Origin of the sequence: Bacillus sp. FSL K6-0923, from assembly GCF_038630825.1 — a bacterium.
In the GTDB taxonomy this organism is placed as follows: domain Bacteria; phylum Bacillota; class Bacilli; order Bacillales; family Bacillaceae; genus Bacillus; species Bacillus pumilus.
This window is the reverse complement of the sequence record NZ_CP152044.1, coordinates 1,885,291-1,910,677: the sequence shown is the minus strand read 5'-3', so window position 1 is coordinate 1,910,677 and position 25,387 is coordinate 1,885,291. Positions and strand designations below refer to the sequence as shown.

The 25,387-nt window shown below is 42.0% G+C and carries 17 protein-coding genes; 12 read left to right on the top strand and 5 right to left on the bottom strand.

Annotated features, from left to right (window positions below):
• Nucleotides 1–13 precede the first annotated feature (13 nt).
• Nucleotides 14–1,210: a cytochrome P450 gene (locus MHI16_RS09545; RefSeq protein WP_058014929.1), complete on the bottom strand. Its 1,197-nt coding sequence runs from the start codon at nucleotides 1,208–1,210 to the stop codon at nucleotides 14–16.
• Nucleotides 1,211–1,642: 432 nt separating this feature from the next.
• On the opposite strand from MHI16_RS09545, the gene proC reads away from it, so the two are divergent.
• Genes proC through MHI16_RS09530 form a run of 3 tightly spaced genes read left to right on the top strand, consistent with a single transcriptional unit; the run spans nucleotide 1,643 to nucleotide 4,912 of the window.
• Complete coding sequence (proC, locus tag MHI16_RS09540) at nucleotides 1,643–2,479, top strand: pyrroline-5-carboxylate reductase (RefSeq protein WP_260850352.1); 837 nt, start codon at nucleotides 1,643–1,645, stop codon at nucleotides 2,477–2,479.
• 27 nt (nucleotides 2,480–2,506) lie between these two features.
• A complete protein-coding gene (gene proB, locus MHI16_RS09535; RefSeq protein ID WP_058014931.1) occupies nucleotides 2,507–3,625 on the top strand; it encodes a glutamate 5-kinase in 1,119 nt (372 codons plus the stop codon).
• Nucleotides 3,626–3,643: 18 nt separating this feature from the next.
• A complete protein-coding gene (locus MHI16_RS09530; RefSeq protein ID WP_342497938.1) occupies nucleotides 3,644–4,912 on the top strand; it encodes a glutamate-5-semialdehyde dehydrogenase in 1,269 nt (422 codons plus the stop codon).
• 58 nt (nucleotides 4,913–4,970) lie between these two features.
• Here the strand turns inward: MHI16_RS09530 and MHI16_RS09525 are convergent, their stop codons facing one another.
• Nucleotides 4,971–5,540, bottom strand: a complete 570-nt coding sequence (locus MHI16_RS09525) for a GNAT family N-acetyltransferase (RefSeq protein WP_268467644.1) — start codon at nucleotides 5,538–5,540, stop codon at nucleotides 4,971–4,973.
• A gap of 86 nt (nucleotides 5,541–5,626) precedes the next feature.
• Here MHI16_RS09525 and MHI16_RS09520 point away from each other — a divergent pair, with 86 nt between their 5' ends.
• Nucleotides 5,627–6,448, top strand: a complete 822-nt coding sequence (locus MHI16_RS09520; protein ID WP_268467696.1) for a MerR family transcriptional regulator — start codon at nucleotides 5,627–5,629, stop codon at nucleotides 6,446–6,448.
• 46 nt (nucleotides 6,449–6,494) lie between these two features.
• On the opposite strand, the gene MHI16_RS09515 is transcribed toward MHI16_RS09520, so the two are convergent.
• From MHI16_RS09515 to MHI16_RS09505, 3 genes are all read right to left on the bottom strand, one after another.
• Nucleotides 6,495–8,324 (bottom strand): ABC transporter ATP-binding protein, encoded by a 1,830-nt coding sequence (locus MHI16_RS09515; RefSeq protein WP_061408157.1) that lies wholly within the window; start codon nucleotides 8,322–8,324, stop codon nucleotides 6,495–6,497.
• Nucleotides 8,321–10,054 (bottom strand): ABC transporter ATP-binding protein, encoded by a 1,734-nt coding sequence (locus tag MHI16_RS09510; RefSeq protein WP_268467643.1) that lies wholly within the window; start codon nucleotides 10,052–10,054, stop codon nucleotides 8,321–8,323. The genes MHI16_RS09515 and MHI16_RS09510 overlap by 4 nt, the downstream gene beginning before the upstream one ends.
• A gap of 94 nt (nucleotides 10,055–10,148) precedes the next feature.
• Entirely contained in the window at nucleotides 10,149–11,051 is a 903-nt protein-coding gene (locus MHI16_RS09505; protein ID WP_044141269.1) for a LysR family transcriptional regulator, read from the bottom strand.
• 153 nt (nucleotides 11,052–11,204) lie between these two features.
• On the opposite strand from MHI16_RS09505, the gene gltB reads away from it, so the two are divergent.
• From gltB to MHI16_RS09465, 8 genes are all read left to right on the top strand, one after another.
• Complete coding sequence (gene gltB / locus MHI16_RS09500; protein WP_268467642.1) at nucleotides 11,205–15,776, top strand: glutamate synthase large subunit; 4,572 nt, start codon at nucleotides 11,205–11,207, stop codon at nucleotides 15,774–15,776.
• A 16-nt stretch (nucleotides 15,777–15,792) separates the two neighbouring features.
• Nucleotides 15,793–17,277 carry a glutamate synthase small subunit gene (gene gltD, locus MHI16_RS09495; protein WP_169057192.1) on the top strand — a complete coding sequence of 495 codons (1,485 nt, stop codon included), beginning with the start codon at nucleotides 15,793–15,795 and terminating at the stop codon, nucleotides 17,275–17,277.
• A gap of 501 nt (nucleotides 17,278–17,778) precedes the next feature.
• Complete coding sequence (nirB, locus tag MHI16_RS09490; protein WP_342497937.1) at nucleotides 17,779–20,199, top strand: nitrite reductase large subunit NirB; 2,421 nt, start codon at nucleotides 17,779–17,781, stop codon at nucleotides 20,197–20,199.
• Between the two features lie 14 nt (nucleotides 20,200–20,213).
• On the top strand, nucleotides 20,214–20,537 hold the full coding sequence (gene nirD, locus MHI16_RS09485) for a nitrite reductase small subunit NirD (protein WP_268467640.1): 324 nt from the start codon (nucleotides 20,214–20,216) through the stop codon (nucleotides 20,535–20,537).
• A gap of 27 nt (nucleotides 20,538–20,564) precedes the next feature.
• Nucleotides 20,565–21,299, top strand: coding sequence for a DUF421 domain-containing protein (locus tag MHI16_RS09480; protein WP_186306841.1), 735 nt, complete (start codon nucleotides 20,565–20,567; stop codon nucleotides 21,297–21,299).
• 92 nt (nucleotides 21,300–21,391) lie between these two features.
• On the top strand, nucleotides 21,392–22,372 hold the full coding sequence (locus MHI16_RS09475; protein WP_268467694.1) for a pectinesterase family protein: 981 nt from the start codon (nucleotides 21,392–21,394) through the stop codon (nucleotides 22,370–22,372).
• A gap of 127 nt (nucleotides 22,373–22,499) precedes the next feature.
• Nucleotides 22,500–23,984, top strand: a complete 1,485-nt coding sequence (dacB, locus tag MHI16_RS09470; protein WP_268467639.1) for a D-alanyl-D-alanine carboxypeptidase/D-alanyl-D-alanine-endopeptidase — start codon at nucleotides 22,500–22,502, stop codon at nucleotides 23,982–23,984.
• 19 nt (nucleotides 23,985–24,003) lie between these two features.
• A complete protein-coding gene (locus MHI16_RS09465; RefSeq protein WP_268467638.1) occupies nucleotides 24,004–25,371 on the top strand; it encodes an MATE family efflux transporter in 1,368 nt (455 codons plus the stop codon).
• Nucleotides 25,372–25,387: the final 16 nt, after the last annotated feature.

The following is a 25,387-nucleotide window of genomic DNA, read 5'->3' as shown; positions in this document are numbered from 1 at the left end:
TCAAGAGGGACTTTTAAAAACGGGTGATCTGTACAGGAAATTCTTTTACCCCAAAAACAAAAGTGCTTTGAATAGGTTTTAGCTGATCTGCCGCGCAGGTGATATCCTGATACGTCTGGAGTAAAACCTCAAGTGCAATGTTGCTTTCAAGGCGGGCAAGCGGTGCACCGAGACAAAAATGAATGCCAAAGCCAAAGCTCATATGCGGGTTTGATTTTCGGTCAAGACGGAATGTATCTGGATCGTCAAATTTCTGTTCATCGCGATTTGCTGAAGCGACCCAGTTAATGAGATAGTCTCCTTTTTTAATTTTTGAGCCTGCAATCTCAACATCCTCGGCCGCGATTCGCCCAATGGCTTGAACAGGCGGGTAATAGCGTAACGTTTCTTCGGTCAATTGAGGAATAAGAGAGGGGTCTTGCCGTACTGCTTCGGCGATATGCGGCTGCTCTGTTAGCAGTCTTACTGCATTTGTAATCAAATTGGTCGTTGTCTCATTACCAGCAACTAGTAATAGAATACAAAAACCAAGTAGTTCATTCTCGGTTAAACGCTCACCATCGATGTCTGCTTGAATAAGAAGTGAGATCAGGTCATCAGCAGGGGCTTCTTTTCGTTTTTGGATTAAGTGTGCAAAATAAGCGGACAGCTCTTCCTCTGCGCGTTTCTGCATATCGACGACTGCTTGAATGGCTTCTTTTGATTCATCCTTTGCACCTGCTACTAGGGCATCAGAATGTTTCTTAATGAACGCTCTATCCTTTATCTCTGCGCCAAGAAGCTCAGCAATGATCATGACAGGCAGGGGAGCTGCTAGATCTTCCACGATATCAAACGTACGCTGATCTTTGACTTGTTGCAGCAGGTCATGTGTCAAGTCTTTAATGTTATCTTCTAATTGTTTGATCGCTTTTGGCGTGAATGCTTTATTCACGAGTGCTCTCATTTTTGTATGTTTTGGCGGGTCCATCGTTAAAATACTCGTTTTTGTCGTGCTTCTTCCTCGCTGTGATGAGAACACTTTTGGCTGCTTCAGAACAGACTGGATATCCGCATATCGAAAGAGATCCCAGCACTTTCTTGTTTCATCATATCTAATATCACTCTTGGTACGTAGCTCATTGTAAATAGGGAACGGGAAAAGAAGGTCATCGGTCGAACGGATTTCTTTCATTGGAATGACATTGATATAGTTTTCTTTCACTTTCATTATGAACGCTCCTTTTTCACTTGGTTTCCCTTTCACGGTAACACCCGTAAAATATCATTTCAACGGACATGTTTTCTAAAATATGTCAATAGTCTAATCGAAAGATTCAAGCACATTCGTCGTATAGGAAAATAGGAATCCATTAGAAATGATAGCGTTTTCTATAAAATAGAATTGAAGTCACCGAAACCAAAAATAAAATGGGGAATTCAGTCGAACGAAAGGGTACTATGATGCAAATGCATATAGTTCATTAGATCTAAATTGTTGTTTTGTAAAAGCGCAGTCAGTATACATACAGCAAGCGGTTGAACGCGTATTCGGGACTTTTGAAAAGCGCTGGCTCTTTCTTGACACGATTTCTCATCATGTTACGATAACTAACGTGCGAAAAACACGAACAAAAAGCGAACGAGGGAGAGGGTCAATATCATTGATCAAAAGAAAGTTGCTTTCATTGGAGCAGGTTCTATGGCGGAAGGAATGATTGCAGGGATTGTGCGATCAGGACAAATGCCGCTAGGCCAAATTTACGCAACAAACAGACAAAATCAACTTCGATTGAATGAACTAACGACACGTTACGGAATACAAACAGCCACAATGGATTCTTTTCCTTTTGAAGAAATGGATATGTTGATTCTGGCCATGAAGCCAAAGGATGCTGAAACAGCACTTGAATCGTTAAAACCTCATATTCAGAGTGACCAGCTGATCTTGTCTGTCCTTGCAGGTGTGAAGCAATCTTATATTGAAGATATGCTGCATGAAGGGCAGCCCGTGATGAGGATCATGCCGAATACATCAAGTACAATCGGGGCTTCAGCGACCGCTTTATGTGCTGGACGTTATGTGAAAGACGCCCATATCAGCATGAGTCAGGCGCTTTTATCTGAAATGGGCGAAGTGTATACCATTCAGGAAGAACAGATGGATATTTTCACTGGCATTGCCGGAAGCGGACCAGCCTATTTTTATTTCTTAATGGAAAGAATCGAAGAAGCAGGAGAAGAAGCAGGTTTATCTAAGGAATTGTCTCGCCAAATTGGCGCGCAGACACTTCTCGGTGCTGCGAAAATGCTGCAAGAAACAGAGGAAGATCCTTCTACTCTAAGAGAGAAAATTACGTCACCAAATGGAACAACAGCGGCAGGTCTGAATGCATTAGATGATTTTGGCGGAGGAGAAGCAATCAAGCAAGCCGTCAAACATGCTGCCAATCGATCAAAAGAGATCAGCAAACAGCAAAAACAAAAAGTATCTATATAAATAGAGCTCAGGTACAGGAGTGATAAGGTGTACGCAGATAAAGAGAGAAAACGAATTGTTGTGAAAATTGGAAGCAGCTCTCTTACTAGCTTTCAAGGGGAGATTAGTTTAAAAAAACTAGAAAACCTCGTCAATCAAATTGTGAAACTCAAAGATGAAGGACACGAAGTCATTTTGGTTTCATCTGGTGCGGTTGCAGCTGGTTACCGAAAACTAGGATTTATCGATAGACCTAAAACACTGCCGGAAAAACAGGCATCTGCCTCAATCGGGCAAGGGCTTTTAATGGAATCATATTCTACTTTATTTTTATCACACGGTTATATTGCCTCACAGCTTTTAATCACAAGAAGTGATTTTTCAGATGAAACGCGCTATCAAAATGTGCGCAACACGATGAATGTGTTATTAGATCGAGGCATCATTCCGATTATTAATGAAAATGATACAGTGACGATTAATCGCTTGAAGTTCGGAGATAACGATACATTGTCTGCAAAAGTAGCTGGACTCATTGATGCGGATTTCCTTGCCATTTTATCTGATATTGATGGCTTGTATGAAGAGAACCCGCATACAAATCCGAACGCGAAGAGAATTCTTGAAGTCACAGACATCACAGAAGACATCGAAGCAGCAGCTGGAGATGCAGGCAGCAGTGTGGGCACAGGTGGAATGAAATCAAAGCTCGATGCGTTTAAAATTTCAATGGCCGCTGGCATTAATGGCTTTTTAGGAAAAGCAGATACGCCTCACATTTTAGACAAAGCAATCAATGGAACAGAGGACGGCACTTATTTTACCGCTGATGAGAATTTAGCACCGCTGAATTACAAGAAGCAGTGGATTGCCTTTCATTCTGGACCAAAAGGCGAGATCGTTATTCAAAAGAAATCACAGGAACACCTCATGCACCGGGAGAAATGCCTTGATTCCGATGGCATTGTCAATGTAAAGGGTTCGTTTAAAAAAGGCGATGTCGTCCGTATTTTAGATCAAGATGGTAGAGAAATCGGGCTTGGTATTGTGAATTATCCATCTGATGAACTTGCACAAGGCAGTGACTCGTTACAGGATGAAGTGGTTCATGTCGTCGATCTTGAAGCTTTTGTTTGTCATTTAGATTTATCGATACCCGTTTGTTAACAAAAAGGGAGGAATTTCATGACACTGACAGCTGAAGTTGTCACAACAGTCAAAGAAAAAGCGAAAAAAGCAAAGCACGTTTCAAAAAAACTAGGTTTACTTCATACAGAGGATAAAAACAAGGCTCTGCTTAAACTGGCAGAAGCGTTAGAACAAAATAGCACCTTCATCTTACAAGAGAATCAAAAAGATATAGATGCCGGGAAGGAAAAGGGCTTCTCAGAGGCACTCTTGGATCGTTTAATGTTAAATGAAGAAAGAATTCATGAGTTTGCCGAAAGCTTGCGGCTTGTGACGAGATTAACAGATCCTGTTGGAGAAATATTGGATGAATGGACTCTTGAAAACGGCTTGCATGTGAAAAGCCGAAGAGTACCGCTCGGCGTGATCGGGATGATCTATGAAGCGAGACCGAACGTCACTGTCGATGCAGCAGGGCTTGCCCTTAAGGCAGGTAACGCAGTGATTTTAAAAGGCGGTTCCTCCGCTATTTCTTCCAACAAAGCCATTGTGAGTGTTATTCATGAAGCATTGGATCAAACAAAGATTCCGCGTGATGCAGTGCAATTGATTGAACAAACAGATCGTTCATCGGTTCAAGCGATGCTTCATCTAAAAGAATGGATTGATGTCTTAATTCCGCGAGGCGGAGCTTCTTTAATCAAAACAGTGGTTGAACAATCTACGATTCCCGTCCTTGAAACAGGAACAGGAAACTGTCATGTCTTTATTGATCAAACAGCCAATGTGAAAAAAGCCATTGAGATCGTCATCAATGCAAAAACGAATCGTCCAGCTGTATGTAATGCGCTTGAAACGCTGATCATCCATCGCGATTGGCTGAAAGAGAATGCGGCATCATTGAATGAAGCCCTGCAGGAGCACCATGTCACCGTTCATGGCGATGAGGCTGCACTGTCTCATTTTTCAAACGCCATTCCTGCTGAGGAAGTGGACTGGACAGATGAGTATTTAAGTCTTGACCTTGCCGTAAAGGTAGTTGATTCAATCGACGAAGCGATCCACCATATTGAAAAGTACGGTACAAAGCATTCAGAAGCCATCGTGACAGAGGATGAAAAGCAGGCACTCACGTTTTTAAACGAAGTCGATGCGGCGGCGGTTTATCATAACGCATCTACTCGCTTTACAGACGGAGGTGCACTTGGATATGGGGCTGAAATTGGCATCTCTACACAAAAACTGCACGCCAGAGGACCAATGGGACTTCCAGCACTCACAACAACGAAGCTGCTTCTTTCTGGTGACGGTCAGATTAGAAGCTAGATGAGATTCAAAAAACACTACCTTTTTCATGGGGGTAGTGTTTTTTTGATGCAGATATTTATTGGCTGGAACAGGTTTTCTTCATCACTTTCTCAAACTTAAAAAATTCAAATTCCTCAGGTGCTGTAGGCTCATTTTTTTGATCAGTTTCATGAGGTGCGTTTGGATCTGGATGTTTCATATGATAAAACTCCACAATTTGAAAGCCGCATTTATTGACATAGAAATGAATGTTGCGTTTTTCAAAATACGGGGTCACAACCTCCCAAACAATCGTTTCTGGATATTTCGCCTCGATGGCTTTCCATGCTGCCTGACCAATGCCTTTTCCGTGTGAGGATGAAGAGATGTATAATAAGTCAACTGAGTTGTGGTGGGTCTCTTGGTTGATTTTAATGACAACGCCGCCTGCCTTTTCGCCATTTAGCATCATATGATAAACAATGTGTTCATTCGAATGAAAAGATGCATCAATCACATCATCTGGAGGAATCGGTCCATCATACGCATCGCCAAATGCGTCGATTACGCCAGCTGTAAAAGCTTTCTGTAGCTCATTTTTCATAAAAGGGAAGTCCTCTTTTTTGGCAAGTTCTAATGTCACTTCATGTTGAATGATATTGTTCATGTTTATATCCTTTCCAAGCTTAGTGGTGTTCTGCATGTTATCATAAAGGGTGGAGTAACTCCATAGTCAAGAGGGGAGCCTTAATGATGATGAATGATGTGCAAAAAACTTTTTTCACTGGAGAATTTGCCAAGTTATTTGATGTAAAGAAAGATACTTTATTTTATTACGATAAAATTGGTTTATTTAAGCCAGCTGGTGTTCATGAAAATGGGTACCGTTACTATACCCTTGAGCAATTTGATCATTTTATAGCGATTCAATCCCTTCGAGCTGTGCAATTTCCGATAAAAGAGTTAAAACAATATTTCACTGAGCCTTCTCGCGAAAGGCTCCAATGCCTAGCAGCTGAACAAATAGACAAGGTCAAACAAGAGATTGAAAAACTTCAAGATATCCAGTCTTTTCTTATGCGGGTCATGGAGACGACGCAGGAATTATCATCTGTAAAAATAGGAGAGGTGCTGTTTCAAGAGCTCCCAGAAGAACCAGTTGTATTAAGCGTGTCAAATCCGATTGACATGAATACATCCGTAGAAGAAATATCTCGTATTGTTGGACATTTTCTAAAGGAAATTGGCATAAAAGGGGCTGCGGCAAATGGAGCTGTCTTAAAAAAGGAGCAGTTTCTTCAGCGTCAATATCATCAGTCAGATCAGTTGTTTTGCCGAATGGAAGCGCCGGAAGCAGTTAAAAAACCTGCGGGCCTTTATGCGGTGATGTATGATCAAGGATCATATGAAGGGATTGAATCTGCTTATTCGCGCTTGTTAGATGAAATTGAAAAAGAGGACATGATGCTGGATGGAGATGTATTTGAGGAGTATTTGCTTCATTCACTCATGTCTAAAGATGAAGCAGAGTATATAACGAAACTCAGTGTAAAAGTGAAAAAGCGTTTAGAGTAACCAAAAAGGATAGACCGCATGGATGCGTGTCTATCCTTTTTTATCTTTAACCGACTTGATTCTCCGTAAATTGGCTCATATATAAGTCTGCATAGAAACCATTTTGTTTTAAGAGTTCGCTGTGCGTTCCTTTTTCAATGATGGTGCCATCTTTCATGACTAGAATAAGGTCGGCATCTTTGATCGTCGACAGTCTGTGTGCAATAACGAAGCTCGTTCTGCCTTTCATCAACTCATTCATCGCCTTTTGAATGTGCATCTCTGTCCGTGTATCCACACTGCTCGTCGCTTCATCTAGTATTAAGATCTTTGGATCAGATAAAATCGCACGGGCGATGGTTAACAGCTGGCGCTGACCTTGGGACAGGTTGCCGGCATCTTCTGTTAAGAGTGTGTCATATCCGTGTGGAAGCGTGCGGATGAAATCGTCAGCATAAGCATGTTTGGCGGCTTTGATGACATCCTCTTTTGAGACGTTCTGCCTGCCATAGGCAATATTGTCGTGAATCGTCCCTTCAAAAAGCCACGTATCCTGAAGAACCATCGCAAATAAGTCGCGTACTTGCTGACGGCTGAGATCAGTTGTTTTGACGCCGCCGATGCGGATAGAGCCTTGATCTAATTCATAGAAACGCATTAAAAGATTGATGATGGTTGTTTTTCCAGCGCCTGTTGGCCCAACAATCGCAACCGTTTGTCCTTCTTTGACATCTAAACTCAAATCTTTAATAATCGGATGGTCTTTTTCATATCCAAATTGAACTTGTTCAAAGCTCACATTGCCTGAAAGTGATTCAAGATCAATTGCTGCATCTTCCTCGGCACTTTCTTCTTCCTCATCCAGGATGTCAAACACCCTTTCAGCAGAAGCAATCGCTGATTGAACCAAGTTGGCGACGCTTGAAGCTTGCACGAGCGGCTGAGACATTTGCTGCGTGTATTGAATAAACGCCTGCACATCACCGACACGAATATTCCCGTTAATCACAAGAATACCGCCGGCTACACTGACTGCCACATAGCCAAGGTTCCCGATAAACGTCATCAATGGCATCATTAATCCGGATATGAACTGCGCTTTTCTTGATGATTCATACAGCTGTTCGTTTAATTGATCAAATGTATCGATCGCTTTCGTTTCGTAGCCATATGCACGAACCGTTTGATGCCCTGTGAACATTTCATTAATATGTCCATTGATCATTCCTAGCTCTTTTTGCTGCGCTTTAAAATGTTTTTGAGAAAATGACGTAATGCCGCGAATGGCAAACAGGCTGAGCGGCAGTGTTAAACAAACAAGCAATGTCAGCAGCGGACTAATCAAGAGCATCATGACAACAATCCCAATGACCGTGATGACAGATGTAATTACTTGGGTGAGTGCCTGCTGAAGCGAAGTATTAATATTATCAATATCATTCATCACACGGCTCAGTGTGTCCCCATGGGTTGTTTTATCAAAATACCGAAGGGGGAGACGTGTGAGCTTGTCATTTGCTTCTTGCCGTAATTCAGCAATGGTCTGTTGGGAGACACCCGCCATCACATATTGCTGGACAAATGAAAAGAGAGAGGCAACGACATATAAAAGGACAAGCAATAATAAAATACGTGAAATGACATCAAATTGAACGGCTGTTCCTTGAGTAAAGCTGTCAAATAGGGAAGAGGTGGCATCCCCTAGCAGCTTTGGACTAATGACGTTAAAAACGGTTGAACCGACCGCTGCAATGAAAACAAGGATCAGTTGAAATTTTCTCGGTTTCAAATAGCCAATCAAACGAAGCAGTGTTTTCTTAAATTCCTTTGGTTTTGCGACAGGCCCTCTAGGGTGGCCGCCTTTATGGCCCATGCCGGAAGACATTTTCTTACTCATCCTCGCTCCACCTCCTGACCTTCCTGTGATGCAACAATTTCTTGATAGACAAGATTGTCCTTCAGTAATTGTTCATGTGTTCCGATACCAGCAATTTTTCCTTCATCTAGTACGATGATTTTATCACTATGCTTCACTGTGCTGATTCTTTGCGCCACAATGATTAGAGCGGCATGTGCTTTTTCGGCTTCTAAAGATGCCCGAAGCTTTGCATCTGTTTTATAATCGAGTGCTGAGAAACTATCGTCAAACAGATAGAATGACGGCTTTCTCACTAGCGCTCTTGCAATAGAGAGACGCTGCTTTTGACCACCAGATAGATTCGATCCACCCTGGTCAATTTCCGCATCGATGCCGCCATCTTTTTGTAAAACAAATTCTTCTGCCTGCGCCGTGCGCAGCGCCTGCCAGACGTCTTCATCGCTTGCATCCTGCCTGCCAAAGCGCACATTATCGGCAATGGTTCCACTAAATAAAACCGCTTTTTGAGAAACATAGCCCATCTGGCTTCTTAGTTTCTTCTGAGGCAGCTCTCTAATGTCTACACCATCTAGTGTAATCCGGCCTTCTGTTGCTTCGTAAAAGCGCGTCATTAGCTGGAGAAGGGTGGTTTTCCCTGATCCTGTACTTCCGATAATAGCTGTCGTTTCACCGGTTTTGGCTTCAAACGTAATGTCTTGAACCGCCGGCTTTTCCGCATTTGAGTAATAAAATGACACATCCTCAAAGCGAATGGATTGTGGGGGCGCGCGAAGGTCAGCAACCGTTGCTTCATTGTCTTGAATTTTCGGTTCCATGTTTAACACTTCGTTCATGCGTTTAGCTGATGCTTGTGCTCTTGGGACCATAATGAAACTCATTGACAGCATAATTAGTGCCATCAAAATCATCATCGCATATTGGATAAAGGCAATAAGATTCCCAACTTCCATCTCTCCGGCATCAATTCGGTTTGCACCAAGCCAGACAATGCCGATATTTGTGAAGTTCATGATGATGAGCATAAATGGAAACAAATAAGCCATTAAACGGTTGACTCTAAGACCGGTATCCTTGTAGGATGTGTTGGCTTCTTGAAAACGTTCCTTTTCATCATCTACACGGTTAAAAGCACGAATGACCCGGATGCCTGAAAGAGATTCTCGCATAATTAAATTCAGCCGGTCTGTTTTTTTCTGAAGCTGGCCAAAGAGCGGAATGGCTTTCCTCGATACTAAATAGATAAATCCGCCAAGAAGGGGAAGGGCTGCTAAAAAGATGAGAGACAGCACAGTATCGCGGGATACAGCCAAAATAATTCCGCCCACAAGCATGAGCGGGGCTCTCGTCATCATTTGTAAAATCATGATCGTAACATCTTGGACTTGTTTCACATCATTTGTCGATCTTGTAATAAAGGAAGACGTTCCGATCTTTTGAAATTCTTCTAGTGAAAATTGTTCAACATGCACAAATAACTGTCTTCTCATATCACGCCCGAAGCCAAGTGCAGTCTTTGAGGACAAGTAAGACTTCCAGATCGTGAGCAAGATGGCAAGTAAAGAACAAGCCACCATCCAGCCGCCAACCTTCCATATGTAAGCAATATCTCCTTGGACGATCCCGACATCGACGATATCTGCCGTAAGCGTCGGTAAATACAGCTGGAGCATACTGCTTAAAAAGGTGAGGATCACAATGGACACAACGGATAGCCGATATGGCTTTAAAAACGATAAAATTGATTTCATACAAATACCTTTCTTCCATATAGTGTGTTGTTCTGTAACTCATCATATACAAAGAGGGATTATTTCCACAAATGAAATGTCTTGTTTTAATGAATTATTTATATTGTTCAATTTTAGAAAAGAAATCCTTCACAAACACATAAAAATCATGAGCAGAAGGAGACATTTCTCTTGATTTAGAAGCAATAATTCCAACAGTTCTCCTCACCTGCGGAAAATCGATCGGAATTTTCGCTGTAAATCGCGGTGTGGTTTCATAAAAAGCACTTTCGGGTAATAAGGTAACGCCCATACCTGCTGATACGAGACCTTTAATGGCGTCTAAATCTTCTCCTTCAGATGAAATGGTTGGCTCATAGCCTGCCTGCTTACAAGCATCAACCGCAATTTGTCTCAGGACATATCCTTCCGGAAATAACACGAAATGATCTTTTCTTAAATCACTTAAATGAATACTCCTTTGTCCGCTAAAGGGGTGGCTGACAGGAAGCAAGGCATAAATGCTTTCTGAAAACAAAATATTTCCTTCAATTTGAGGATCGTTTGTCGGTACAGGTCCTAAAAAGGCAAGATCAATATCTCGATTTTTTACAGCTTCAATGAGAAATTTATAGGATCCTTGACGAAGTAAAAAATCGACCTCTGGGTATTCCTGCTTAAAGGCGGAAATGACAGAAGGCAGTACTTGGCTTGCTAGGCTAGTAGGAAAGCCGATATTGACGGTTCCTTTGTGCGGATCTAAATATTCATCAATTTGCTCTTTCGCATAATCAATGGCTTTTAGTGCCGTTCTGACATGATCTAAAAATTGTCTGCCGATCTTCGTTAATTTGATATTTCGTCCTTCTCGTTCGAATAAGGCCACTCCAAGTTCTTCTTCTAAATTCGCAATCTGCCGGCTGATAGCAGATTGGGCAACATGTAAGTTTTCAGCCGCTTCTGACACGTGTTCACGGTCTGCGACTTCTACAAAATAACGCAACTGACGAAGCTCCATTTTTACACTTCACACCCATCTATCTCAAAAAGAGATTGTTTTCATCTAAATTATATATTGTTTATATTAATTTGAAAACTTAAAATAAGTTACAGAGTTTGTGAGATTTTATTACTGTGAAAAAACGGATCTTTTAAACGGGGGAGAGAAACGATGACTTATAATCAACTACCACAACCACAAGGTCTCTACCGTCCTGAATTTGAACATGATGCATGTGGGATCGGACTGTACGCTCATTTAAAAGGGGAAGCGACACACAGCATCGTCAAAAAGGGATTACAAATGCTGTGCCAGCTTGATCACCGCGGCGGGCAAGGCAGTGATCCGTATACAGGTGATGGTGCCGGCTTAATGGTACAGCTGCCAGACGCTTTCTTTAGAAAAAGCTGCAAAGACTTTGCACTTCCTGAAAAGGGCCGTTATGGGGTAGGAATGGTCTTCTTTTCAAAAGAGGATGACGAGAAAACGCGTCAAGCCATCGAGCAAAAAATCAACGGATTCATTAAGCAAGAAGGTCAAACATTAATTGGCTGGAGAACAGTACCTGTTGATGCCGGGAAAATTGGTACTGTCGCAGCGAAGAGCTGCCCGGTTGTGAGGCAAGTCTTTATCGGGGCAAACGACAACATCACAGATCGTCTGTCATTTGAAAGAAAATTATATGTCATTCGTAAGCAGGCTGAGAACTGGGGAACAGCAGAGGAAAAGCAATTTTACTTTGTCAGCTTGTCGAGTCAAACCATTGTATACAAGGGGCTTTTAACATCAGATCAAGTCGATGCTTTTTATCTTGATCTTCAGGATGAAACATTTGTTTCTGCATTTTCACTTGTTCATTCACGATTTAGTACAAATACATTTCCTACATGGGAAAGGGCTCATCCAAACCGTTACTTGATTCACAACGGTGAAATTAACACATTAAGAGGAAACATCAATTGGATGAGAGCAAGAGAACAACAATTCGTGTCTGAAGCCTTCGGAGACGATTTAGACAAGATTTTGCCAGTGCTGAATGCAGACGGAAGTGATTCATCCATTTTAGACAATGCCTTTGAATTTTTCGTACTTGCAGGGCGAACTCCTGCTCATACAGCGATGATGCTGATTCCTGAGCCTTGGACGGAGAATACGCACATGTCAAAAGAGAAACGGGCATTTTATGAATACCATAGTTCTCTTATGGAGCCGTGGGATGGGCCAACAGCCATTTCCTTTACTGATGGTAAACAAATCGGTGCCATCTTAGATCGTAACGGATTAAGACCTGCGAGATACTACGTTACAAATGATGATCATATTATTTTCTCTTCTGAGGTCGGTGTGATCGACACAAATGAAGAGGATGTGAAGTATAAAGATCGTCTTGAGCCAGGTAAAATGCTGCTAATTGATTTAGAAGAAGGACGAATTATTTCTGACGAAGAAGTGAAATCTTCGATTGCGAATGAACTTCCTTATCAAAAATGGCTCGATGAAGAAATGGTTCACGTCAATCGCTCTGAAGAAAATTCAGAAAATTCTAGTATAATGGATGATTTATTGACGCGCCAGCGTGCATTCCATTATACGTACGAGGACATTCAAAAATATTTAATTCCTTTACTAGAAGAAGGTAAGGACCCAATTGGTTCAATGGGAAGCGACACTCCGCTTGCTGTGTTATCAGATCGTGCGCAGTCTCTGTTTTCTTATTTCAAACAGCTGTTTGCTCAAGTCACGAATCCGCCGATTGATGCCATTCGTGAGCAGCTCGTCACATCAACCATGACTTGGTTAGGTGCTGAGGGAGATATTTTACATCCAAATGAATATTCATGCCGAAGAATTAAACTTTATACACCTGTTTTAACAAGCGGGCAGTTTAACGGCTTGAAAACGATTGTTCACAATGCCTTTAAAAGCAAAACGATTCATACACTTTTTACAGATGACCTAAGACGCGGTCTGGATGCAATGTTTGAAGAGGCAGAAAAAGCCATTCGTGAAGGTGTATCTTTATTAATCCTTTCCGATCGTGAAATGACGGAAGAAAAAGTGCCGATTCCACCTCTTCTTGCATTAAGTGCACTGCATCAGCATCTTGTGCGTCAAGGCTTACGGACAAAGGTGAGTCTGATCGTTGAATCTGGAGAAGTAAGAGAGGTCCATCATTTTGCCGCACTGATTGGCTACGGAGCAGATGCCATTCATCCTTACCTTGTGTATGAAACGTACAAACAGTTGATTGCAGAAGAAGCGATCTCTTTCAGCTTTGATGAAGCAGTCACAAAATTTGGTAAAAGCGTAACCGAAGGTGTCGTCAAAGTCATGTCTAAAGTAGGAATTTCTACTGTGCAAAGCTACAGAGGAGCGCAAATCTTTGAAGCCGTCGGCATTAGTGAAGACGTCATTCAGGCGTATTTCACAGGAACAGCTTCTCAGCTTGGCGGGATTGACCTTGAGACCATTGCACATGAAGCAAAACTCCGTCATGAAGCGGGGTATCAGGCAGCGACTGACCAAACACTCGAATCAGGAAGTGATTTCCAGTGGAGAAAAAATGGGGAGCACCATGCCTTTAATCCAAAAACGATTCATACGCTTCAGTGGGCATGCCGCAATGAAGATTACGATCTATTTAAGCAATATACAAAGGCTGCGGACGAAGAAAGAATCGGCTTCCTTCGAAATTTATTTGCTTTCCAGCCAAAACAAAAACCAGTTCGTTTGGAAGACGTTGAATCTGCTGAATCCATCGTGCGCCGGTTCAAGACAGGTGCCATGTCATTTGGATCTTTAAGTAAAGAAGCGCATGAAGCACTTGCCATTGCCATGAACCGAATTGGCGGTAAAAGTAACAGCGGAGAAGGCGGAGAAGATCCTGCGCGTTTTACAGTTGACGAGCACGGCGATGATCGCAGAAGTGCGATTAAACAAATTGCTTCTGGACGCTTTGGCGTAAAGAGCCATTATTTGGTCAATGCAGATGAACTGCAAATTAAAATGGCGCAGGGAGCAAAACCTGGAGAAGGCGGACAGCTGCCAGGTAATAAAGTATACCCTTGGGTTGCCGATGTACGCGGATCTACTCCAGGCGTCGGATTGATTTCACCACCGCCTCATCATGATATTTATTCCATCGAGGATTTGGCGCAGCTGATCCATGATTTGAAAAACGCCAACCGTGATGCCCGCATCAGCGTCAAGCTTGTGTCAAAAGCAGGCGTTGGTACGATTGCAGCAGGTGTTGCAAAAGGGACGGCGGATGTCATTGTAATCAGTGGATACGACGGCGGAACAGGAGCTTCGCCGAAAACAAGTATTAAACATACAGGACTTCCTTGGGAGCTTGGATTGGCAGAAGCGCATCAAACCCTTGTATTAAACGGTCTTCGAGAGCGAGTCGTTCTAGAGACAGATGGCAAATTAATGACAGGACGCGATGTTGTCATGGCTGCGATTTTAGGAGCAGAAGAATACGGCTTTGCGACAGCTCCACTTGTTGTTTTAGGGTGCGTCATGATGAGAGCATGCCACTTAGATACTTGCCCAGTCGGTGTCGCAACTCAAAACCCTGAACTTCGCAAAAAATTTATGGGTGATCCTGATCACATTGTCAACTTCATGATGTTTATTGCAGAGGAAGTAAGAGAGATTTTAGCTGAACTTGGCTTTACATCAATGGATGAATTGATTGGGCGTACGGATGTTTTATCCGTGAGTGAAAGAGCAAAAGCACACTGGAAAGCAGGTCAGTTAGACCTTGAAACACTGCTTTATCAGCCAGAAGGAGCTCGTACATTCAGAACACCGCAAAATCATAAAATTGATGAATCACTGGATATGAATGAAATTCTCCCTTATGTACAGGAAGCGCTGAATCATCAAACACCGGTTGATCTATCATTGAATATTCGCAATATCAATCGTGTGGCGGGAACCATTACTGGAAGTGAAGTGTCTAAGCGCTACGGAGAAGAAGGCTTGCCAGAGGATACGATCACACTAAGGTTCACTGGTTCCGCAGGACAAAGCTTCGGCGCATTTGTACCAAAGGGCATGTCTCTTTATTTAACAGGTGATTCAAATGATTATATCGGCAAAGGACTCTCTGGAGGCAAAATTGCGGTTAAAACCTCTGATCACTTTGTACAAAATGGACATGAAAACGTCATTGTCGGAAACGTCGCATTCTACGGAGCGACAAGCGGGAAAGCCTTTATTAACGGACGTGCAGGTGAACGCTTTGCCGTTCGTAATTCAGGGGTGCATGTGGTCGTTGAAGGAATTGGTGATCACGGCTGTGAATACATGACAGGCGGGCGTGTCGTCATTTTAGGAGACGTCGGAAAAAACTTCGGTGCAGGCATGTCTGGCGGCGTAGCTTACGTCCATACATCCGATGCGAAACAGTTCAAAAGAATGTGCAACATGGAAATGATCATGTTTGAAAAACTCACAGATCACGATGAAGAGCAAGAAGTAAAACAGCTGATTAAAGAGCACCTTCACTATACAAACAGCGCAAAAGCTTCGGCACTTTTAGAAAACTGGGCGCAAGAAAAGGAACAATTCATCAAGGTCATTCCGAGAAATTACAAAATGATGCTTCAAAGTATTGAAGAACAAAAACAAGCGGGCCTTAGTCATGAAGAAGCTGTTATGTTCGCATTTGAAGCAAACACAAAACCGAAAAATCAAGAAACGGCAAACGGGCAAAAAGCAGCCCTCGCTCATTAAGAAAGGGGAGAGGACAATGGGCAAAGCAACAGGTTTTATGGATTATAAAAGAGAAAAGCCAAATGAACGTGACCCTCTCACTCGTCAAAATGACTGGAAAGAATATTCAGCTCCTTATACAGATGAGGTATTAAAACAGCAGGGTGCTAGATGTATGGATTGCGGAACACCGTTTTGTCAAATTGGGATGGAGATCAGAGGCGGCGTTTCTGGCTGCCCGATCTACAATTTAATTCCAGAATGGAACGATCTTGTCTATCGCGGGAGATGGAAAGAAGCGCTTGAAAGACTACAAAAAACGAACAATTTCCCTGAATTTACTGGGAGAGTATGTCCAGCGCCTTGTGAAGGGTCATGTACAGTCGCGATCAATGATCCAGCTGTTTCGATTAAAAATATCGAACGCACGATTATTGATAAAGGCTTTGAAAATGGCTGGATTACACCTAGAATTCCTTCAAGCCGTACAGGGAAAAAGATCGCCATTGTCGGATCAGGACCAGCAGGACTTGCAAGTGCTGATCAATTAAACCAAGCAGGTCATGCCGTTACAGTGTTTGAACGGTCTGACCGCCTTGGCGGACTGCTGACATACGGCATTCCAAACATGAAGCTGGACAAAGAAGTTGTTGAGCGCAGAGTCAAACTGCTAAGACAAGAAGGCATTGATTTTGTAACGAACACAGAAATCGGCGTGGATGTCACTGCCGATGAACTGAAAGAACAGTTTGATGCGGTCATCCTTTGTACAGGTGCACAAAAACAGCGTGACCTGTTAATTGAAGGCAGAGAAGCAAAAGGGATTCATCTGGCAATGGATTATTTAACACTTGCAACAAAAAGCATGCTTGATTCAGGATTTAAAGATAAAAACTTTATTGACGCAAAAGGTAAAGACGTGATTGTCATTGGCGGAGGAGATACAGGTGCTGACTGCGTCGCAACTGCACTTCGCCAAAAAGCAAAAAGTGTTGTTCAATTCGGAAAGCATCCAAAGCTTCCGGATACACGTGTAGGGGATAACATGTGGCCTGAACAGCCTTACGTCTTTTCACTCGATTATGCTTATGAAGAAGCACAAGCTAAGTTTGGGGAAGATCCGCGTCAATATTCCATTCAAACCACAAAAATTGTGGCAGATAAAAATGGAAAATTAAAAGAGCTTCATACGATTCAAATGGAAAAGGTGAAAAACGAACATGGGAAGTTTGAATTTCATGAGATTCCAGGGACAGAAAAAGTATGGCCGGCTCAGCTAGTCTTTATTGCAATTGGTTTTGAGGGAACTGAACAGCCACTCGTGAAACACTTTGGCGTGGACAGCAAAAACAATCGCATTGACGCAAAGTATGGGGAGTATACAACAAATGTAGAAGGCGTATTTGCAGCGGGAGATGCAAGACGCGGGCAAAGCTTGATTGTCTGGGCAATTAATGAAGGCAGACAAGTGGCGCACGAGGTAGACCGTTATTTAATGGGGAGTTCGGTTCTGCCAAAATAGGTCAAACAAAGGGTGTTTACACATATAAAGAAAAGCCATGACCAACTAGTGGTCATGGCTTTTTATGATTCAGAAGATGTAATTTTACTTACTTCGTCATATTTAAAGGCTGAACGTACCGTGACAAACGCAGAAGGGCGCGTTACGCTTAAAGTAGCAACATTTCACCCAAAGAAAGTACGATTGGCAAATCATTTGTGTTTAGCAACTATATGAAGACAAATACGGCTTTTTCTCCCGCAGAAGAGGAAATGTGAACCGTCATAAGATGAAGAATCTGATGATTCTGGCATGACCTATGAAACGAACGATGATTTAAAAATGAATGCTCACATTATGATCGTTGAGCAAAATTTGCCGTCGTCACACAACATGAAAAAAGGTAGCAAGGGAACAGTCCTGTACAGCCGCCAGAGTATGCGAGAATTAAAAACATGTATTTAAAATCTATGTTTAAATGATGGTACTTTCTAAAAATGATCACATGAGGGGTGTTTTATCATGAAAGAAAGACTCGTATTAGTGGGGAACGGTATGGCTGGTATTCGAAGCCTCGAACACATTTTAAAAATTGACAGCGAACGATTTGAGATGACGGTATTTGGAAGCGAACCGCATCCTAACTATAACCGGATTCTTTTATCGAAGGTGCTTCAAGGAGATACGAAGATTGAAGATATTACACTAAATGATTGGAAATGGTATAAGGCGCATCATATTCAGCTTTTTACAAATGAAACCATTGTGAAGATCGATACAGAAAATCAAACAGTCACCAGTGATCAAGGACGGACCGTACCTTATGACCGGTTGATTTTAGCAACTGGGTCACTTCCGTTTATTTTGCCGCTTCCAGGAAGTGATAAAAAAGGTGTGACAGGTTTTCGGACATTGCAAGATACAGAGGAAATGGTCAATGTCTCTCACATGTACAAAAAAGCAGCAGTCATTGGGGGCGGACTTCTTGGACTGGAAGCGGCACGCGGTCTACTTAACTTAGGCATGGAAGTGAATGTCATTCACCTCTGCTCTCATTTAATGGAACGCCAGCTAGACCCTACTGCAGGTCAGCTTCTCCAAAAAGCATTAGAGGAACAGGGCATGAACTTCCTATTAGGAAAACAGACAACTGAGATTTTAGGAGATACAAGAGTTGAAGGATTATTATTTTCAGATGGCACAACACTTGAGACAGATCTCGTCGTCATGGCTGTAGGAATTAAACCAAGTAAAATGCTTGCAGAAATAAGCGGTCTTGAAGTGAACCAAGGCATTATCGTCAATGATTTCATGGAAACAAGTGTACCGGGCATTTATGCAGTCGGAGAATGTGCAGAACACAGGGGACAAACGTACGGTCTTGTTGCTCCTTTATACGATCAAGCGAATGTGCTTGCTGGTCATATATGTGGCATGAATGCTGCCCCATATGAAGGTTCTGTGATGTCAACACAGCTGAAAGTGTCAGGAGTAGATGTATTTTCTGCTGGTGATTTTATTGAAAACAATGAGAAAAAAGCGATCAAAATTTTTGATGAACAAAAAGGCATTTACCAAAAACTAGTCTTCCAGCAAAACCGTTTAGTTGGTGCCGTCATGTTTGGAGAAACAAATGATGGCCCCCGCCTATTTTCGTACATTAGAGAAGGGGTAGATATGTCGGATATGGAGAAGGTATCTGTCCTAACCTCAAATGATTCGGCGCAAGAAAGCACGATTGAAAGCATGTCAAACGACCATATCGTTTGCGGCTGTAATGGGGTCTCAAAGGGTCAGATTGTGGAAGCCATTCAAAAAGAAGGTTTAACAACGCTTCAGGAAGTCAAGCAATGTACAAGTGCCTCACGATCATGCGGAGGCTGTAAACCCGTTGTTGAAGAGACTCTTTGGCACACGTTGGGCGAGGGTGCGAACCGAACAGCTCAAAAAGAAACCATTTGCGCCTGCACCACTCTTTCACGAGATGAGGTCATTCACGAAATCAAAGAGAAGGGCTTGCAGCATATCAAGGAAGTCATGAGCGTACTTGACTGGGAGACAGAAGAGGGCTGTTCAAAATGCCGACCTGCCCTGAACTACTATTTAGGCATGCTTCAACCTCTTGAGTACAAAGATGAAAGGAGCTCAAGATTTGTGAATGAACGCTTGCATGCCAATATTCAAAAAGATGGCACTTATTCAGTTGTTCCGAGGATGTACGGTGGCGTCACAAATGCAAATGACCTGAGAAAAATAGCTGATGTCGTCGACAAATATGAAATACCGCTTGTGAAAATGACTGGCGGTCAGCGTATTGACCTTCTAGGTGTCAAAAAAGAAGATTTACCTAAGGTGTGGGCAGACCTGGATATGCCTTCTGGTTATGCATATGGAAAATCTTTAAGAACGGTCAAAACTTGTGTTGGAGAACAATTTTGCCGGTTCGGCACACAGGACTCAATGGCTCTTGGCATTGCACTTGAAAAGAAATTCGAAGGTCTTGCGACACCGCATAAAGTCAAATTGGCTGTCTCTGCTTGCCCTAGAAATTGTGCAGAGTCTGGCATTAAGGACCTCGGCATTGTGGGAATTGATGGAGGATTCGAATTGTACGCTGGTGGAAATGGCGGCACGCACCTGCGGGCTGGCGATTTATTGATGAAGGTCAGTACAGCTGAAGAAGTAGAGGAAGTGGCAGCTGCATATCTTCAATATTACAGAGAAACGGCAAATTATTTAGAAAGAACCTCTGCTTGGGTTGAACGACTTGGATTAGATCATATTCAATCAGTACTTCTAGATGATGAGAAACGAGAAGCCTTGATCGAAAGAATGGACATCGCACTTTCAACATATGAAGAGCCTTGGCAGGAGCTTCGCGGGAGTCAAAAAGATTCGAAACAATTATTTCAAAAAGCGACGGCTTCTGTATCAATCAATTGAAGGGATGGGGTCATATGACAGTTTCAGTTGTAAAAGTTCACATTGGCACCTTATCAGATTTTCCGCTTCAGCTAGGAAAAACAGTTGCAGCAGGTACTCTTGAATTAGCTGTTTTTCAAACCTCTAATCAGCAGTTCAAAGCCATTGAAAATCGCTGTCCTCATAAAGGCGGTGTACTAGCTGAAGGAATGGTCAGCGGGGATCATGTCTTCTGTCCAATGCATGATTGGAAAATCGAACTATCATCAGGGTATGTTCAAGCGCCAGATCATGGATGCGTTCAAACATATGAAACATTGGTTGAGGGGAACGAGGTCTTTGTTTTATTGCCCTCATAAGTCGTTTAGAACCTTCCTTTCATGTATATGCTGTATGTAAATAGAGCAAGAAAGGAAGGAATTTTCGTGCCGTTTCTTAGTATTTTGATCGAGCTCTTTATCGGGTTTTCCGCATTGTTTTTAATTACAAAATTATTAGGGAAAACACAATTTGCACAAATTACGCCGTTTGATTTTATTTCTGCACTAATTTTAGGGGAAATGGTCGGAAACGCCATTTTTGACCCAGAAGTCAAAATTCAGCACATTTTATTTGCTGTTGCGGTATGGGGTGTCCTCATCTACACAGTTGAATGGTTTTCACAGCGCTTTAAAGGGATTCGAGCCTTTTTAGAGGGGAGACCGACACTTGTCATTGATCAAGGGAAAATTCACTACAATCGTTTAAAGAAAAATATGCTTGATCTCAATCAGTTGCAGACATTAATTCGCGCGAAAGGTCATTTTGCCCTGAATGAAATTGAATATGCCATTTTGGAAACAGATGGATCGGTGAGCGTTCTTCCGAAAATGAAATACGCAACAGCCACCGCAGAAGATGTGAACGTGAAGGGAAAAGAAGTCAAATTGCCTAGAACGTTTATTATTGATGGTGAAATTTTAAAAAAAGATTTACAAGAAGCTGGTTTCGATGAAACATGGCTGAGAGAGCAATTAAAAAAGAAGCATATTTCTTCTTATCGAGACGTTCTATTTTGTGAATGGATTGAAAATGAAGGGATTTATGCGATGAAATATGAAAAGTCTAAAAAACACCCATAACATCAATAAGTGGGTGTTTTTTTGTGATTATCATGAATAGGATCAAAAAGAATGTTTGATTGAAAACGTTCACAAAGAGGAGGAAATGTATGATGAAGTATGGAAAGGTATGGCTTGTGGCCGTCTTGTCATTATTACTATTGAACTTAGATTCACTTCAAGCAGCCGATCATCAGAATCAAACAAATCGCGTCCTTGTGGTCGATCAAAAGGGAAATGGCTCGTTTCGAAACGTTCAGTCTGCCATTGATGCGATTCCAGTGAACAATCAACAGCGCGTAACGATCTATATTAAAAATGGTGTGTATAAAGAAAAAATCCTGCTTCCGCAAAATAAACCTTATGTGTCCTTTATCGGGGAAAACCAACACAAGACGATTCTAACGTATAATGATACAAATGCAAGTACTGGCAGCACAACAAATAGCTCAAGCACAATGATTCGTGCGAACGACTTTTACGCAGAAAATATCACCTTTCAAAATACGGCCGGCAGACATGCTGGTCAGGCAGTTGCACTGTACGTCTCTGGCGACCGGGCTGCGTTCAAACAAATACGTGTCTTAGGGTATCAAGATACACTTTATGCAACAGGAACAGGCCGCCAATATTATGAAAACTGCAATATCGAAGGAACGGTCGATTTTATTTTTGGATCAGCCACGGCTGTGTTTAAAAGAGCTGAAATAAGAAGTCTTGGAAATGGGTATATTACTGCAGCATCCACAACTGAAGCTCAAAGGTATGGCTATGTATTCATCGACTCTACATTGCAAAAGGGGACGGCTGCTGCTCAATCGGTTTATTTAGGACGTCCGTGGCGGCCTCATTCTGCTGTGACATTCCTCTATACACAAATGGATGATCATATAAAGGCAGAGGGATGGCATAACTGGGATAACCGTGATAACGAAAGAACAGCAAGGTATAAAGAATATGGATCGGCAGGGGCAGGAAGCAATTTGACAAACCGCGTAAAATGGTCCAGCATTTTAACGAAAAACGAAGCAAGTCAAATCACGGTGCAAGCTGTTCTTGGCGGAGCCGATGGCTGGAATCCAGAAAAAAGGTAAAGGGCTTGTCAGTTTTCGTCAAAGAAAGCTGACTTTTCTGTTTAAAAAACCTTTGAGAACAAACGTTCTTTTGTGTATAATGAACATATTCTTCTAAAATTGGCTGCGACAAAAAAGGAGGGATTCCGTGAAGCGTTTTTCACAGCTCTTGTTTTTACAAATATGTATCCTGTCGATTTTATTTCTCCCGTTTTCAGCAAAAGATGATCAACTTGTAGCTCGTAACGGCTCACTGCCGTGGATGACAGCTTTAGATGAATTTATACGAACAGCACCTGATTTAGAAAGTGCAATCTCTGGCATCAGCGTCCGCGATACTTCTGACTCCTCTCTTCTTTATGAACATCAAGCCGATACGCGCCTTACTCCTGCTTCTAATATAAAACTGCTCACATCAGCTATCGCCCTTGATATACTTGGAGAAACACACACATTCCCTACAGACATCTGGATGGATGGCTCTATTCAAAAGAAAACGTTATATGGAAGCCTGTATCTACGTGGTACCGGAGATCCGACTTTATTAGAAGAGGATTTTGCAGCACTTGCCAAACAAGTGAAAAAGGCCGGAATACATACAATTCGCGGACAGCTTGCGGCTGATGATACTTGGTTTGATGACACAAGGTATTCGATTGATTTACCTTGGAGTGATGAAGATCAATATTACGGCGCTCAAATATCTGCTCTCACTGCTTCACCGAATGAGGATTATGATGCAGGAACGCTGATTCTCGAAGTCAAGCCAGGAAAGAAAGCAGGGCAGAAGGCCACCTATGACACGATCCCGAAGACTGACGTCGCTCAAGTTGTCAATCAAGTGAAAACTGTGCCAAAAGGCGGAAAGAAAAAAATATCTTTTAAGCGCTCTCACGGCACAAACAAAATTACGCTGACTGGGACGATTCCGCTAAAAGCATCTTCATCTAAACAATGGGTAGCATTATGGGAACCGACAACGTATTCTTTAGACTTAATGAAACGAGCATTAAAGGCTGAGGGTATTCAGCTGAAAGGATCACTCAAAACAAAACAAGTTCCTAAAAAAGCAAAAAAAATCGCTTCCCATTCGTCAATGCCTTTATCGGAGCTTCTTGTTCCGATGATGAAATTAAGCAATAATACACATGCAGAAATTCTGTTAAAAGAACTTGGCAAGCGGGTAAAGAACAAAGGAAGTTTTGACAAAGGGCTTGACGTGCTGAATGAACGTCTCCCTGCCTTTGGCATAGATTCATCCATGGCTGTGTTGAGAGACGGATCAGGCATATCACCCATTAATCTTGTTTCAGCAAACCAATTCACGTTATTTTTGACAAACATTCAAAAGGAAAAATGGTTTGACACCTATGTCAATGCACTTCCGTTAGCTGGGGCAAGTGAGCGTATGGTGGGAGGTACATTAAGAAACAGATTGAAAGAACCAGCTACACTAGAAAAAGTGCGTGCAAAAACAGGCTCGTTATCAACGGTCAGTACACTATCTGGGTATATTGAAACGCAGAGTGGAAAGACGCTTGCTTTTTCCATATTATTGAATCACCTCGTTGATGACGAAAAAGGTAAAGAGATAGAAGACCGCATTGTCAGCATATTAGCTGAGGATCTTTAGACAGAGAAGGAGAACCATCATGACGTTAGATAATAATCAATCTTTAGCAAAAACCATGTCGATCTTTCTAATTCCACTTTTATTAAGCAATATTTTACAATCAATCGGGCAGCTTGTGTCCATTGTGCTTGTCGGTAGATGGATTGGAGAGGATGCAGTAGCTGCAATTTCTGCATTCTTTCCGCTTTTCTTTTTACTTGTTTCTTTTTCCATTGGGATTGGATCAGGAAGCTCGATCCTCATTGGACAAGCGTATGGAGCAAAAAATGAGCAGAGATTAAAGGAAATTATAGGCACAACGCTTTCGTTCACTTTTTTAATTGGACTTTCTTTAGCTGTCATTGGAGGCTTTTTTGCAACTGATATTTTACATTTGATGGGGACACCTGCAAATATTGTGGAGGAAAGTGCGGCATATGCCAGAATCCTATTCATCTCCATGCCGGTCTTATTTCTTTATTTTGTCTATACGACCTTTTTACGTGGAACAGGAGATTCAAAAACACCATTTTATTTCTTAATGATTAGTACTGGAACAAATATTTTATTGCTGCCGATTTTATTATTTGGCTGGCTCGGTCTACCGGCATTTGGTTTATATGGTGCTGCGTATTCTTCAGTGATTTCTACAATCGTTACGTTTATCATTCTGCATATCTATCTTTATAAAACAAAGCATCCGCTGCGCATTGATGCGTCGGTTAGAAAGCATTTATTGATGAAAGGGGATTTATTAAAAACGTTATTAAAGTTAAGTATCCCTTCTAGTATTAATATGATTCTGATTTCTTTATCAGAAATTGCTGTCATTTCTTTTGTAAACGATTATGGATCACAGGCAACAGCAGCCTATGGCGTTGTCAACCAAGTCGTAAGTTATGTACAGATGCCCGCAGTGAGCCTTGGTATTGCGGTTTCTATTTTCGCAGCACAATTCATTGGCGCAGGAAACATGAATCGTTTGAAAGATGTCATTAAAATTGGTCTGGGGCTAAACTTTGCGATAGGCGGATTGATTATTATTTTCGTCTATATTTTCGCACCGCAAATTTTATCTATCTTTTTAACAGATCCTGCAACGATTGATATTGCATATAGTTTGGTCGTGATTACACTATGGAGCTATCTCATTTTTGGAACGGCGCAAATTGTTGCAGCCACAATGAGAGCAAGTGGAACCGTTCTATGGCCGACCATCTTTAGTATTTGTTCCATTTGGCTTGTTGAAGTACCAGTGGCTTATGTGCTATCACACCACACATCGCTTGGGATCAAAGGAATCTGGATAGGATATCCTGCAGCCTTTTTTGTAAACTTATTCCTCCAATATGGCTATTATCGATTGGTTTGGAAGAAAAAGCAGATCGTTGCACTTGTCCAATCATAATGTGAGCCTATCATCG

Bases quoted from the DNA above. Each gene is read 5' to 3' on its own strand.
- MHI16_RS09475 (WP_268467694.1), top strand. From the start codon at position 21,392: ATGAAGTATGGAAAGGTATGGCTTGTGGCCGTCTTGTCATTATTACTA.
- nirD (WP_268467640.1), top strand. From the start codon at position 20,214: ATGACAGTTTCAGTTGTAAAAGTTCACATTGGCACCTTATCAGATTTT.
- gltB (WP_268467642.1), top strand. From the start codon at position 11,205: ATGACTTATAATCAACTACCACAACCACAAGGTCTCTACCGTCCTGAA.
- nirB (WP_342497937.1), top strand. From the start codon at position 17,779: ATGAAAGAAAGACTCGTATTAGTGGGGAACGGTATGGCTGGTATTCGA.
- MHI16_RS09465 (WP_268467638.1), top strand. From the start codon at position 24,004: ATGACGTTAGATAATAATCAATCTTTAGCAAAAACCATGTCGATCTTT.
- MHI16_RS09505 (WP_044141269.1), bottom strand. From the start codon at position 11,051: ATGGAGCTTCGTCAGTTGCGTTATTTTGTAGAAGTCGCAGACCGTGAA.
- MHI16_RS09530 (WP_342497938.1), top strand. From the start codon at position 3,644: ATGACACTGACAGCTGAAGTTGTCACAACAGTCAAAGAAAAAGCGAAA.
- gltD (WP_169057192.1), top strand. From the start codon at position 15,793: ATGGGCAAAGCAACAGGTTTTATGGATTATAAAAGAGAAAAGCCAAAT.
- MHI16_RS09480 (WP_186306841.1), top strand. From the start codon at position 20,565: ATGCTGTATGTAAATAGAGCAAGAAAGGAAGGAATTTTCGTGCCGTTT.
- MHI16_RS09515 (WP_061408157.1), bottom strand. From the start codon at position 8,324: ATGAGTAAGAAAATGTCTTCCGGCATGGGCCATAAAGGCGGCCACCCT.
- MHI16_RS09545 (WP_058014929.1), bottom strand. From the start codon at position 1,210: ATGAAAGTGAAAGAAAACTATATCAATGTCATTCCAATGAAAGAAATC.
- MHI16_RS09520 (WP_268467696.1), top strand. From the start codon at position 5,627: ATGATGAATGATGTGCAAAAAACTTTTTTCACTGGAGAATTTGCCAAG.
- MHI16_RS09525 (WP_268467644.1), bottom strand. From the start codon at position 5,540: ATGAACAATATCATTCAACATGAAGTGACATTAGAACTTGCCAAAAAA.
- MHI16_RS09510 (WP_268467643.1), bottom strand. From the start codon at position 10,054: ATGAAATCAATTTTATCGTTTTTAAAGCCATATCGGCTATCCGTTGTG.